At 62.0% G+C, this 13,566-nt stretch carries 11 protein-coding genes; 5 read left to right on the top strand and 6 right to left on the bottom strand.

What is annotated here, in order from left to right; translation table 11 throughout:
- Nucleotides 1-64: 64 nt before the first annotated feature.
- Complete coding sequence (locus tag ABMD26_RS11510; protein ID WP_354311825.1) at nt 65-1,402, top strand: MFS transporter; 1,338 nt, start codon at nt 65-67, stop codon at nt 1,400-1,402.
- 237 nt (nt 1,403-1,639) lie between these two features.
- Here the strand turns inward: ABMD26_RS11510 and ABMD26_RS11505 are convergent, their stop codons facing one another.
- On the bottom strand, nt 1,640-2,527 hold the full coding sequence (locus ABMD26_RS11505) for a LysR family transcriptional regulator (RefSeq protein WP_134722111.1): 888 nt from the start codon (nt 2,525-2,527) through the stop codon (nt 1,640-1,642).
- Between the two features lie 138 nt (nt 2,528-2,665).
- Here ABMD26_RS11505 and ABMD26_RS11500 point away from each other — a divergent pair, with 138 nt between their 5' ends.
- On the top strand, nt 2,666-4,318 hold the full coding sequence (locus tag ABMD26_RS11500; RefSeq protein ID WP_354309584.1) for a GMC family oxidoreductase: 1,653 nt from the start codon (nt 2,666-2,668) through the stop codon (nt 4,316-4,318).
- A 67-nt stretch (nt 4,319-4,385) separates the two neighbouring features.
- Nucleotides 4,386-6,002: an MFS transporter gene (locus tag ABMD26_RS11495; protein WP_122743057.1), complete on the top strand. Its 1,617-nt coding sequence runs from the start codon at nt 4,386-4,388 to the stop codon at nt 6,000-6,002.
- Nucleotides 6,003-6,167: 165 nt separating this feature from the next.
- Here the strand turns inward: ABMD26_RS11495 and ABMD26_RS11490 are convergent, their stop codons facing one another.
- From ABMD26_RS11490 to glyQ, 4 genes are read right to left on the bottom strand one after another with little or no spacing between them, the layout of a single operon-like run.
- Nucleotides 6,168-6,938 (bottom strand): lysophospholipid acyltransferase family protein, encoded by a 771-nt coding sequence (locus ABMD26_RS11490; RefSeq protein ID WP_049860466.1) that lies wholly within the window; start codon nt 6,936-6,938, stop codon nt 6,168-6,170.
- A gap of 14 nt (nt 6,939-6,952) precedes the next feature.
- Entirely contained in the window at nt 6,953-7,486 is a 534-nt protein-coding gene (gene gmhB / locus ABMD26_RS11485) for a D-glycero-beta-D-manno-heptose 1,7-bisphosphate 7-phosphatase (protein ID WP_134722113.1), read from the bottom strand.
- A gap of 3 nt (nt 7,487-7,489) precedes the next feature.
- Nucleotides 7,490-9,544, bottom strand: coding sequence for a glycine--tRNA ligase subunit beta (gene glyS, locus ABMD26_RS11480; protein WP_354309581.1), 2,055 nt, complete (start codon nt 9,542-9,544; stop codon nt 7,490-7,492).
- Nucleotides 9,541-10,494, bottom strand: a complete 954-nt coding sequence (gene glyQ / locus ABMD26_RS11475; protein WP_043193756.1) for a glycine--tRNA ligase subunit alpha — start codon at nt 10,492-10,494, stop codon at nt 9,541-9,543. The genes glyS and glyQ overlap by 4 nt, the downstream gene beginning before the upstream one ends.
- An 83-nt stretch (nt 10,495-10,577) precedes the next feature.
- On the opposite strand from glyQ, the gene ABMD26_RS11470 reads away from it, so the two are divergent.
- On the top strand, nt 10,578-11,129 hold the full coding sequence (locus ABMD26_RS11470) for a DNA-3-methyladenine glycosylase I (protein ID WP_354309578.1): 552 nt from the start codon (nt 10,578-10,580) through the stop codon (nt 11,127-11,129).
- A 37-nt stretch (nt 11,130-11,166) separates the two neighbouring features.
- Entirely contained in the window at nt 11,167-12,054 is an 888-nt protein-coding gene (locus tag ABMD26_RS11465; protein ID WP_134722115.1) for a lysophospholipid acyltransferase, read from the top strand.
- A 127-nt stretch (nt 12,055-12,181) separates the two neighbouring features.
- On the opposite strand, the gene trkA is transcribed toward ABMD26_RS11465, so the two are convergent.
- Complete coding sequence (gene trkA, locus ABMD26_RS11460) at nt 12,182-13,555, bottom strand: Trk system potassium transporter TrkA (protein ID WP_056844856.1); 1,374 nt, start codon at nt 13,553-13,555, stop codon at nt 12,182-12,184.
- Between the last annotated feature and the right edge of the window lie 11 nt (nt 13,556-13,566).

Raw genomic sequence — 13,566 nt, 5'->3', positions numbered from 1 at the left:
CAATCGTGGGATGGCACGCACCGGATAATCGATCGCTCGATACAACTGTGCAGGGGTGGAGATCATGAACCAGGCAATGGAGGGGCGGGTTTCTCCCGCGACGTTGAAAAAGGTGATCTGCGCGGCTGCCGTGGGCAACTTCGTGGAATGGTTCGACTTTGCCGTCTATGGTTTCCTGGCCACGGCGATTGCCCAGCAGTTCTTTCCCAGCGGGGATGCCACGACGGGGTTGTTAAAGACCTTTGCGGTGTTCGCCGTTGCGTTCGCTTTCCGGCCATTGGGCGGGATCGTGTTTGGTATGCTGGGCGACCGGATCGGACGCAAGAAGGTGCTGGCCATGACCATTCTGCTCATGGCTGGTGCAACGACGCTCATCGGCTTGCTGCCTACCTATGCCGCCATTGGTATTGCCGCGCCGATCCTGCTCACGCTGATCCGCTGCGCGCAGGGTTTTTCTGCAGGAGGCGAATACGCTGGAGCCTGTGCCTACCTCATGGAGCACGCCCCGCGTACCCAACGTGCCTGGTATGGCAGCTTCATCCCGGTGTCGACCTTCAGCGCGTTTGCCTGTGCGGCGGTCATGGCTTATGCACTGGACGCATCGCTGTCGCCCGAGGCGATGGCCAGTTGGGGATGGCGAGTGCCCTTCCTGATTGCGGCGCCGCTAGGTCTGGTCGGTCTTTATCTGCGCTGGCGCCTGGATGAGACCCCCGCATTCCAGGCTGTTAAACAGGATCACGATGTCGCCCATTCGCCGCTCAAGGACACCCTGCGAAGTCATGGCGGCGCAATCCTGTGCCTGGGGGCATTCGTGTCGCTGACCGCCCTCTCCTTCTATATATTCACGACCTATTTCGCGACCTACCTGCAGGTGGTGGGTGGGCTGAGCAGGGCCACCGCGCTGCTGATCTCGGTGATCGCGCTGGTGTTCGCCGCATTGATGTGTCCGGTGGCGGGTGCGTTTTCCGACAAGGTCGGTCGCCGCGCGACGGTGGCCACCACTGGCGTGTTGCTGATTGCGGTGGTTTACCCTTCGTTCCTGCTGGCCAGTTCGGGTTCGTTCGCCGCCTCTGTGTTCGGGGTGATGATGCTGGCGGTGGGCGCAGTGCTCAGCGGTGTGGTGACTGCTGCCCTGCTCTCGGAAACCTTCCCGACCCGGACCCGCTACACGGCGTCGGCGATTACCTACAACCTGGCCTATACCCTGTTTGGCGGTACGGCGCCGTTGATGGCTACTTGGTTGATCGGCATGACCGGGAGCAACCTGTCGCCGGCGTTCTACCTGATGGGGGTTTCGGTGCTGGCGCTTGCGGGAGGGTTGGCGTTGCCCGAGACGTCGAAAATTTCCCTGCATGGCGATGCGGGGGAAGCTGTTCATGGCGGGCAGCCGGTGGTTGTTTGAGCCCGCTGAATCCGTGGTGGCGCGACTGACGCTTTCGCGGGCAGAGCCCGCTCCCACATGACGGCAACACACCGCTCCCACATGAAGGCAACACACCTCTCCCTTGTGGGAGCCGGGCTCTGCCCGCGAACGATACACCTCGGTGCAACTGATACGCTGCAAGGGCCTCTTTCGCGGGCAGAGCCCGCTCCCACATGACGGCAACACATCGCTCCCATGTGGGAGCCGGGCATGGCTTCAGGTGGCGAGTAAGGTGGCTTGCTGGTCGGCGCACAGTTGCAGGAGGAAATCCCAGACCACGCGCAGCCGCACCGATTTGTGCAGCTCGCGCCGGGTGCTTATCCAGTAGCTGCGCTGAATGGTTTCGTCAGGTAGTACGCGCACCAGGCGCGGGTCCTGGGCGGCCATGTACACGGGAAGCACGGCGATGCCGAGACCGATGCAGGCAGCCTCCTGCTGGGCCAGGACGCTGGTGCTGCGGAAGGCAACCACCGGGCTGCGGCAGAAGCTGTTGAGCATGAGCAGTTCCTGACTGAACAACAGGTCGTCGACATAGCCGATCCAGCGGTGCTGTGCCAGGTCTTCACGGCTACGCAACGGTGCCGCGGTGGCGAGGTAATCGGCACTGGCATACAGGGCCAGGTGGTAATCGGTGAGTTTGCGGGTAATCAGCAAGTCCGCGTTGGGACGCTCCAGGTGCACACTGATTTCGGCTTCGCGGTTGAGGATGCTGACGAAGCGTGGAACAGCCACCAGCTCCACTTCCAGGCCCGGGTAGCGGCGGAACAGTTCACCGATGCGGGGAGTGATGAAGGCGATGCCGATCCCTTCGGTCACGCCCAGGCGGATCTTGCCCAGCGGGTTGAACGACTGCGTGATGTCTTCCTGCGCGCGAAGCGCCACGTTTTCCATGGCCTCGGCATGCTTGAGCAGCGTCTGCCCCGCCGGGGTCAGTTCGTAGCCATGGGCATTCTGTACGAACAGTGGCGTACCCAGATGGCGCTCGATGCTTTCGATGTGCCGGGCGACGGTGCTATGGGTCGTGTGCAGGCGCTTGGCGGCGGTCAGCAGGCGACCGCTGCGGTGCAGTTCGAGAAAGAAGCGCAGGTCGTTCCAGTCGAACATCGATTTTCCCTTGTTAATCAACTGCGCGGTGCGCTGTGCGAAAACGCTCAGCCCCTGGGTGAAATCTTTCGTTTTCACCACGAAGCTAATCAATAACATGGGGAACGACAAGAACAATAAAACGGCGCGGAGTACACCATGCCATCGATCTCATCCGTCTACGACTACATCATTGTCGGCGCCGGTCCTGCAGGCTGCCTGCTTGCCAATCGACTGTCCGCCGATCCCTCGGTCAAGGTGTTGTTGCTGGAGGCCGGAGGCCGGGACAACTATGCCTGGATCCATATTCCGGTGGGCTACCTGTTCTGCATCGGCAACCCCCGCACCGACTGGTGCTTCAAGACCCAACCGCAACCGGGCCTCGACGGCCGTGCCCTGAACTACCCACGGGGCAAGGTCCTGGGTGGCTGTTCTTCGATCAACGGCATGATCTACATGCGCGGCCAGTCCAGCGACTATGACCGCTGGGAGGCCTTGGGTAATCCGGGCTGGGGCTGGAAGGACGTCCTGCCGCTGTTTCGCAAGAGCGAGAGCCACCATGCCGGCAATTCGGAATTCCATAGCGCCGAGGGCGAGTGGCGCGTGGAGCAGCAGCGTTACCGCTGGCCCATTCTCGATGCGTTCCGCAGTGCGGCGGCGGAATCCGGCATTGCCAGCATCGATGACTTCAACACCGGCGACAATCAGGGGTGTGGGTATTTCCAGGTCAATCAGAAAGCCGGAGTGCGCTGGAATTCGACCAAGGCGTTCCTGCGTCCGGCGCTCAAACGGGCGAACCTGACGGTCCATACGGGCGTTCGAGTGGACAAGGTGCTGTTGCAGGATGGCCGTGCTCGCACCGTGGTTGCCCGCTGGCAGGGTGAGGACCATCAGTTCCAGGCTGCAAGGGAAATCATACTCTGTGCAGGCGCGATCGGCTCCCCGAACATCCTTCAGCGATCCGGCATCGGTCCGCGGCCATTGCTCGAACGCCTGGGCATCCACGTGCAGCACGAACTGCCTGGAGTGGGCGGCAACCTGCAGGACCATCTGCAACTGCGTCTGGTCTACAAGGTCAGCAATGCACGCACCCTCAACCAGGTGGCCAACAGCCTGTGGGGCAAGTTCGGCATGGGTGTGCGCTACCTGTACGACCGCAGTGGGCCGCTGGCCATGGCGCCCAGCCAACTGGGTGCGTTCGTGCGCTCAAGCCCCGAGCAGCCCTCCCCCAACCTTCAGTATCACGTACAGCCCCTGTCGCTGGAGCGCTTCGGCGAACCGCTGCATCGGTTTCCTGCGTTCACGGCCTCGGTGTGCAACCTGCGTCCGAAAAGTCGCGGGCGGGTTGATATCAGTTCTGCCGATCCGGACGCAGCGCCGTTGATCGATCCTAATTATCTGAGCGATCCCGAGGATGTTCAGGTGGCCGTGGATGCCATCCGCCTGACGCGCAAGATCGTTCAAGGCTCGGCACTGCAAGGCTTTGCTCCACAGGAATACCTGCCAGGGGAAGACGTGCAGAGTGAGGAAGCGTTGCGCGCAGCGGCAGGACGCATAGGAACGACTATCTTTCATCCAGCGGGTACCTGCCGCATGGGCAATGACACCCTCGCGGTGGTGGATGCGCAACTCAAGGTACGTGGCGTACAGGGCCTGCGTGTGGCGGACGCGTCGATCATGCCGGAAATCGTCTCGGGCAATACTTGCTCGCCGACGGTGATGATCGCCGAAAAGGCTGCGCAGATGATCCTTGACCCACAGCCATTGCAAGCTGTGCCGGCGACATCGCTGCAAATGCCGGAAAGGATTTGACCGAGCACAGGCAGTACTCGGGACAAGCAACAGTGGAACAACAACAATAATCACTGAGGATGCGAATATGGCGGATTATCTGCAACAGGGCGCGGCGGCCGCGCCTGCCGTGAACCGGGACGAGAAGAAGATCATCTTCGCCTCGTCCCTGGGGACGGTGTTCGAATGGTACGACTTCTTTCTGTACGGCGCCCTGGCTGCGGTGATCAGCAAGCAGTTCTTTGCCGGAGTGAACGAGACCACAGCCTTCATCTTTGCCCTCATGGCATTTGCAGCAGGCTTTCTGGTGCGCCCTTTCGGCGCTTTGGTGTTCGGTCGCCTCGGCGACATGATCGGGCGCAAGTACACCTTTCTCATGACCATCATTCTGATGGGGATATCGACCTTCGCGGTAGGCTTGCTTCCGACCTACGCCAGCATCGGCATCGCGGCGCCGATCATCCTGGTGATCCTGCGCATGCTGCAGGGCCTGGCACTGGGAGGTGAGTACGGTGGCGCGGCGACCTATGTGGCCGAACATGCGCCACAGGGCAAGCGAGGTTTTCATACCGGCTGGATCCAGTCGACCGCCACCCTGGGCTTGCTCCTGTCGTTGCTGGTGGTGCTGGGCAGCCGCTACATCAGCGGCGATCAGTTCGAGGTCTGGGGCTGGCGCCTGCCGTTCCTGCTGTCGATCGTGTTGCTGGGTATCTCGACCTGGATTCGTCTGAGCCTGAGCGAGTCGCCGACTTTCACCAAGATGAAGTCCGAGGGCAAGACCAGTAAATCACCGATCCGGGAGTCCTTCGGTTCCTGGCAGAACCTGAAGATCGTGCTGACCGCGCTGTTCAGCATCAACGCCGGGCAGGCGGTGACCTTCTACTGCGCGCAGTTCTACGTGCTGTTCTTCCTGACGCAAATGCTGAAGATGGATCCGGCGCTGGCCAACCAATTGCTGATCATCAGTGTGATCATCGGTGCGCCGTTCTTCGTATTCTTCGGTTGGTTGTCCGACCGCATTGGACGCAAGCCCATCCTGATGCTGGGGTTGCTGTTGGCAACCTTCGCCTATTTCCCGCTGTTCAAGGGCTTGAGCCACTACGCCAATCCGCAGATCGACCAGGCCACTCGCACAGCGCCAGTGACGGTGATGGCTGACCCGGCCACCTGCACCTTCCAGTTCGATCCGGTGGGCAAGGCCAAATTCGACAGTCCCTGCGACAAGGTCAAGACGTTGCTGATCAAATCGGGTGTGCCGTATTCCTCGGCTCCAGCCGACGGCAGCGATGTGGCGATCACGATCGGCGAGCAGCGCATCACAGGCTATGACGAGCCGGCGTTGCGGGCTGCCATCGCCCAGGCCGGCTATCCTGCCAAGGCCGATGCGAGCCTGGTGAATCAACCCATGGTGGTGTTGATCATCGTTGCCATGATTCTGATCGCTACCATGACCTATGGCCCGCTGGCAGCGGTGATGGTGGAACTCTTCCCCACACGCATCCGCTATACCTCCCTGTCCCTGCCCTATCACATCGGCAACGGCTGGTTCGGCGGATTCCTGCCCACGGTCTCGTTCGCGTTGGTGGTGTACACAGGGGATATCTTCTACGGACTGTGGTACCCAGTACTGGTGACCGGGATCAGCTTCGTGGTGGGGATGTTCTGTCTGAAGGAAACGCGGCACGTTGATCTGGACAAGGTCTAGACGCTGCGGTGAAGGGCTCGAAAATCGAGCCTTTCACCGCCGTGCAAAAAACTTATGCACCAATGGCAGGGATTTATAGCCTTTAGAAAACTGTATATCCAACAAATGGTTACGCAGTTTTCAAATAGTTTACGCGAGAAACAATACACAAGTTATCCACAGAAATCAGATAACCGGTGTCGGTGCGATTTCGGGCTTTTCCGGCAGCGCGCCCATGGCCTGCTGGGTTTGCTCATTCCACGTCTGTACGCGCTCGTTCAGGGCTGCAATGGCCCGCGGGCCTGTACCCTCGGCGTACATCGGTTCACCAATGACCACCTCGATGGTGCCACGGTGCTTGTTCCAGCCTTCCTTGGGCCAATAGCGCCCGGCGTTGTGAGCGATGGGCAATACGGGTAACCCGGCATTCACCGCCAGGGCACTGCCGCTGCGGGTGAATTTGCCAATCTGGCCGTAGGGAACGCGAGTACCTTCAGGAAAGATCAGCACCCACACCCCATCTTTCAACAGGGTGTCCCCTTTGCTCGCGACTTCCTTGAGTGCCAGCTTTGGGTTGTCGCGATCGATGGCGATGGGGCGCAGCATGGCCATGGCCCAGCCAAAGAACGGGACGAACAGCAGCTCACGCTTGAGCACCTGGCTCAGGGGCTGGAAATAGGCCGAGAGAAAAAAGGTTTCCCAGGTGCTCTGATGGTTGGAGACGATGACGCAGGGTGTCTTGGGAACGTTGTGTGCGCCCTTGATCTGCACATCGATGCCGAGCATGACGCGTGTCAGCCACAGCGCACAGCGGCACCAGTACACGTTGATGAAACGGTAACGCGCCTTGAACGACAGGAACGGCGCGATGAAGAAGCTCAGCGTGCACCACAGCAAGGCGCTGCTGCCCAATAGCAGATAAAAGGCAAAGATTCTGATTGCCCGCAGGATCGACATAGCGGTGGGTACCGTCAAGTGTGGATAAGGTGCCCGGCGACTGCCGCCAGGTCATCGAAAATCAGCGTCCCTTCGGGCAGTTCATGGGTCAGGGTACGCAGGCCTTTGCCGGTTTTCACCAGCACCGGCTGAGCAGCCACCGCCATTGCGGCGTTCAGGTCACTCAAGCTATCACCCACGAACCAGACGCCAGCCAGAGGCACGTCGTAGTGCGCAGCGATGGTCTGCAACAAGCCCGGACGCGGTTTGCGGCAGGTGCAATGGTCATCCGGACCATGTGGACAGTGCACGATCAGACCGACCTCGCCGCCCTGCTCGGCCACCAGCGAGCGCAGGCGCTCGTGCATGGCGTCGAGGGTGGCCAGGTCGTAGTATCCGCGCGCCAGGCCGGATTGGTTGGTGGCGACCGCCACCGTCCAGCCGGCCTGGTGCAACTGCGCAATGGCCTCGATCGCGCCAGGCAATGGCAGCCATTCGGCGACCGATTTGATGTAGGCATCGGAGTCATGGTTGATGACCCCATCGCGATCGAGAATCAGCAGTTTCAAGGCTTACCCCAGCAACGAAATGTCGGCGACGCCCAGGAACAGACCGCGCAGCCGTGCCAGCAAGGCATAGCGGTTGGCCCGCACATTGGCATCTTCGGCATTGACCATCACCGCTTCGAAGAACGCATCCACTGGCTCGCGCAAGGCGGCCAGGCGGGTCAGTGCTTCGTTGTAGCGACGCTCGGCGGCCATGGGCACCACGGCCTGGTCGGCCTGAGTGATGGCCGAATACAGCGAGAACTCGTTGGCGTTGTCGAAGTACTTGGGCTCCACGGTGGCGGAGATCTTGCCGTCGGCTTTGCTCAACAGGTTCGAGACGCGCTTGTTCACCGCCGCCAGGGCAGCCGCTTCGGGCAACCGGCGGAACGCCTGGACAGCCTGCACGCGCTGGTCGAAATCCAGCGCCGAACCAGGCTGCAGTGCACGGACCGACAGGTAGGTGGCGACATCGATGCCTTCGTCTTCGTAGCGAGCACGCAGGCGGTCGAAGATGAACTCCTGCACCTGCTCGGCCAGCCCTGCGGACTTCACCTTGCTGCCGAAGGCCGAGACCGCGAAGCCCACGGCATCGTTGATGTTCAGGTCCAGTTGCTTGTCGATCAGGATGCGCAGCACGCCCAGCGCGGCACGGCGCAGGGCATAGGGGTCCTTGCTGCCGGTGGGCAGCATGCCGATGCCGAAGATGCCGACCAGGGTGTCGAGCTTGTCGGCGATGGCCACGGCTGCGCCGGTCAGGGTGCTGGGCAGTTCGGCACCCGCGCCACGCGGCATGTACTGCTCGTTGAGCGCCAGAGCGACGTCTTCGGGCTCGCCATCGTTGAGCGCGTAGTAGTAACCGGCCACGCCCTGCATTTCCGGGAATTCACCGACCATTTCCGTGGCCAGGTCGCACTTCGACAGCAAGCCTGCCCGCGCGGCGCGCTGGGCATCGCCACCAATGCGCGAGGCAATGTAGGCCGCCAGTTTGGAGACCCGTACGGCCTTGTCGTAGACGCTGCCCAACTGCGCCTGGAACACCACGTTTTCCAGGCGCGCGTTGAAGCTTTCCAGCGGCTGCTTCTTGTCCTGATTGAAGAAGAACTCGGCGTCGGTCAGGCGTGGGCGTACGACTTTTTCGTTGCCCTCGACGATCTGACGCGGATCCTTGCTCTCGATGTTGGCCACGGTGATGAAGCGTGGCAGCAGCTTGCCGTCGGCATCCAGCAGGCAGAAGTACTTCTGGTTGTCCTGCATGGTGGTGATCAGGGCTTCCTGCGGCACCTCCAGGAAACGCTCTTCGAACGAGCACACCAGAGGTACGGGCCATTCGACCAGCGCCGTCACTTCGTCGAGCAGGGCCGGTGGCACGATGGCGCTGCCTTCCTGCTGGGTGGCCAGCTCGGCGGTGCGTCGGGCGATCAGTTCACGGCGCTCCTGAGCGTCGGCCAGCACGTAGGCCTGGCGCATGTCTTCGCGGTAGCTGGCCGGCGAGCTGATGCGCACGCTCTCTGGATGATGGAAGCGGTGACCGCGTGATTCACGTCCGGCCTTCTGAGCCAGGATGGTGCAATCGACGACGTCGTCACCCAGCAGCATCACCAACCACTGGGTCGGCCGCACGAACTCTTCCTTGCGCGCGCCCCAGCGCATGCGCTTGGGGATCGGCAGGTCGTTGAGCGAGTCTTCGACGATGGTCGGCAGCAGGCTGGCCGTCGGCTTGCCGACGATGTTCTGGCTGAAGCGCAGCTTGGGACCGCTGCGGTCGATTTCGCTGAGGTCCACGCCGCACTTCTTGGCGAAGCCCAGCGCGGCCTGGGTCGGCTCGCCTTCGGCATTGAACGCGGCCTGCAACGGCGGGCCGTCGAGGTTGATGCTGCGGTCCGGCTGCTGGGTGTCCAGGCCCGTGATCAGTACGGCCAGACGACGAGGCGCGGCATAGACGTTCTTGGCGCTGTAGTTCAGGCCAGCGGCCTGCAGGCCTTTCTCGATACCGGCCAGGAAAGCGTCGGCCAGGGTGTTGAGGGCCTTGGGTGGCAGCTCTTCGGTGCCCAGCTCGACCAGAAAATCTTGAGCACTCATTGCGCAGCCTCCAGCTTGGCCAATACTTCATCACGCAGATCGGGGGTCGCCATGGGGAAACCCAGCTTGGCACGGGCCATCAGGTAGGCCTGTGCCACGCCGCGGGCCAGGGTCCGCACGCGCAGGATGTACTGCTGGCGCGCGGTGACCGAAATGGCGCGGCGGGCATCGAGCAGGTTGAAGGTGTGGGACGCCTTCAGGACCATTTCATAGCTGGGCAGCGGCAGGGGCTGGTCCAGCTCGAGCAGACGCTTGGCTTCGCTCTCGTAGAAATCGAACAGTTCGAACAGCTTGTCGACGTTGGCGTGCTCGAAGTTGTAGGTGGACTGCTCCACCTCGTTCTGATGGAACACGTCGCCGTAGGTCACCTTGCCGAACGGACCATCGGCCCAGACCAGGTCGTAGACCGAGTCGACGCCCTGCAGGTACATGGCCAGGCGCTCGAGGCCGTAGGTGATTTCGCCGGTGACCGGGTAGCACTCGATGCCACCGGCCTGCTGGAAGTAGGTGAACTGAGTGACTTCCATGCCGTTGAGCCAGACTTCCCAGCCCAGGCCCCAGGCGCCCAGGGTCGGCGACTCCCAGTTGTCTTCGACGAAGCGCACGTCGTGCACCAGCGGATCGAGGCCGATGTGCTTGAGCGATCCCAGGTACAGCTCCTGGAAGTTGTCCGGGTTGGGCTTCAGAACGACCTGGAACTGGTAGTAGTGCTGCAGGCGGTTGGGGTTCTCGCCATAGCGGCCGTCAGTCGGACGGCGGCTGGGTTGCACGTAAGCGGCGTTCCAGGTTTCCGGGCCTACGGCGCGCAGAAAAGTGGCGGTATGAAAAGTGCCGGCGCCCACTTCCATATCGTAGGGCTGAAGCACCACACAACCTTGCTCGGCCCAGTATTGCTGGAGGGCGAGGATCAAGTCTTGGAAGGTACGCACGGCTGGCGTAGGCTGGCTCACGAAATTCACCTGTTTCTAGGGCTGCGAATATAAAGAGCGGGAGTATACCGCGATTCCGCGGCGCCTCTACCCATGGAGCCCCAATGCCTCGCTGCTTTTGGTGTACCCAAGACCCGTTGTACCAGGCCTATCACGACCTTGAGTGGGGGGTGCCGCTGCGCGAGGCGGGCGCCCTGTTCGAGTTGCTTTCGCTGGAAGGGTTCCAGGCCGGCCTGTCGTGGATCACCGTGCTGCGCAAGCGTGAACGCTATCGGCAGGTGCTCCACGGCTTCGACCCGCAGCGCCTCGCGCAGCTGAGTGACGCGGAGATCGAGGAGCTGATGCAGGATCCGGGCATCGTGCGCAATCGCCTCAAACTCAACGGGGTACGCAAGAATGCCCGCGCCTGGCTGCAGCTTGAAGACCCGGTGGGTTTTCTCTGGTCGTTCGTCGGCGGGCAGCCGAAGATCAATCATCCGCACGATCGCAGCGACATCCCCATGGAAACCGACGAAGCCCGAGCCATGAGCAAGGCCTTGAAGAAAGCCGGCTTCACCTTCGTCGGCCCGACCATCTGCTACGCCTTCATGCAGGCCTCGGGCATGGTCATGGACCATACCCAGGATTGCGATCGCTACGCCGCGCTGGCCGGCTGAGGCTAGAATGAGCGCCTGGGCAATTAAGGAGTGATCTGTGGATAAGTTCAAAGGGGCGCTGATGGTCGGTGCCTTGCGGTTGTTCGCGCTGCTGCCGTGGCGCACCGTGCAACGGGTCGGCACCGCCATCGGCTGGCTGATGTGGAAGTTGCCGACCCGGTCGCGCGATGTGGTGCGTATCAACCTGGCCAAGTGTTTTCCGGACATGCCTGCCGCCGAGCGCGAGCAGTTGGTAGGCCGCAGCCTGATGGACATCGGCAAGACCTTGACCGAGAGCGCCTGCGCCTGGATCTGGCCGGCGCAGCGCTCGCTCGATCTGGTGCGCGAAGTCGAGGGCCTGGAGGTGCTCACTCAGGCGCTGGCTTCGGGCAAGGGCGTGGTCGGCATCACCAGCCATCTGGGCAACTGGGAGGTGCTCAATCACTTCTACTGCAACCAATGCAAGCCGATCATTTTCTACCGCCCGCCCAAGCTCAAGGCAGTGGACGAGCTGCTGCAGAAGCAGCGAGTGCAATTGGGCAACCGCGTGGCGGCTTCGACCAAGGAAGGCATCCTCAGTGTCATCAAGGAGGTGCGCAAGGGCGGCCAGGTGGGCATTCCGGCGGACCCGGAACCGGCCGAATCGGCCGGCATGTTCGTTCCCTTCCTCGGTACGCTGGCCCTGACCAGCAAGTTCGTGCCCAACATGCTGGCTGGCGGCAAGGCCGTCGGTGTGTTCCTGCATGCGCTGCGCCTGCCGGACGGTTCGGGCTACAAGGTCATTCTGGAAGCGGCGCCCGAGGCCATGTACAGCACCGATACGCACACCTCGGTGGCGGCGATGAGCGCTGTGGTCGAGAAGTATGTGCGGGCTTATCCGAGCCAGTACATGTGGAGCATGAAGCGTTTCAAGAAGCGGCCGGCGGGTGAGGCGAAGTGGTATTGAGATAGCGGCGTGGCGTGATGGCCTCTTCGCGGGCAGAGGGCTCAGCCGCCCGCCCCGCTCCCACCCGATATGCTTTCACAGAGCGGGCTGCTGGAGGGCCCGCTCCATGAAGGAGCGGGATCAGGGGTCAGAAGAAGCTCAGGCCCACGTGGAACAGCTTTTCCACGTCGCGGATGTATTTTTTATCCACAACGAACAGGATCACGTGGTCACCGGCTTCGATCACCGTGTCGCTGTGGGCGATGATCACCTGGTCATCGCGAATGATCGCGCCAATGGTGGTTCCCGGTGGCAGGTCGATGGTTTCGATAGGCTTGCCGATCACCTTGCTCGAGCGCGCATCGCCGTGGGCAATGGCCTCGATGGCTTCGGCCGCACCGCGGCGCAATGAATGCACACTGACGATATCGCCACGCCGTACGTGCGCAAGCAACGTACCGATGGTCGCCAGTTGTGGACTCAGGGCAATGTCGATTTCGCCGCCCTGGACCAGATCGACGTAGGCCGGGTTGTTGATGATGGTCATGACCTTGCGCGCGCCCAGTCGCTTGGCCAGCAACGAGGACATGATGTTGGCCTCGTCATCGTTGGTCAGGGCCAGGAAGATATCGGCCTGGGCGATGTTCTCTTCGAGCATCAGGTCGCGGTCCGAGGCGCTGCCCTGCAACACCACGGTGCTGTCCAGGGTGTCGGAAAGATAGCGGCAGCGCGCCGGATTCATCTCGATGATCTTCACCTGGTAACGGCTTTCGATGGCTTCGGCCAGGCGCTCGCCGATCTGCCCGCCGCCGGCGATGACCACCCGCTTGTTGCTCTGGTCGACCCGGCGCAGTTCGCTCATCACCGCGCGAATGTCTTCGCGGGCGGCGATGAAGAAGACTTCATCGTCCGCTTCGATGACCGTGTCGCCGCGGGGCAGGATCGGCCGATCCCGACGGAAGATGGCCGCCACGCGTGTATCGACCTTGGGCATGTGGTGACGAATCTGCCGCAATTGCTGGCCCACCAGCGGGCCGCCGTAGTAAGCCTTGACCGCAACCAGCTGCGCCTTGCCTCCGGCGAAGTCGATGACCTGCAGGGCGCCGGGGTATTCGATCAGGCGCTTGATGTAGTTGGTCACCACCTGTTCCGGGCTGATCAGCACATCCACCGGTATGGCATCGTTGTCGAACAGGCCGGCACGGGTGAGATAGGCCGATTCGCGTACCCGGGCGATCTTGGTCGGGGTATGGAACAGGGTGTAGGCGACCTGGCAGGCGACCATGTTGGTTTCGTCGCTGTTGGTCACTGCCACCAGCATGTCCGCGTCGTCGGCACCGGCCTGGCGCAGCACGGTCGGAAACGAGCCGCGGCCCTGCACGGTACGGATGTCCAGACGGTCGCCAAGGTTGCGCAGGCGTTCGGGGTCGGTATCGACCACGGTGATGTCGTTGGCCTCGCTGGCCAGGTGCTCGGCCAAAGTGCCGCCCACCTGCCCTGCGCCCAGGATGATGATCTTCATCCGTTATTCCC

It is taken from the genome of Pseudomonas sp. PvP001 (genome assembly GCF_040546375.1).
Lineage (GTDB): Bacteria > Pseudomonadota > Gammaproteobacteria > Pseudomonadales > Pseudomonadaceae > Aquipseudomonas > Aquipseudomonas coleopterorum.
The sequence above is the reverse complement of the archived record's forward strand: the minus strand, read 5'-3'. Positions and strand labels throughout refer to the sequence as shown.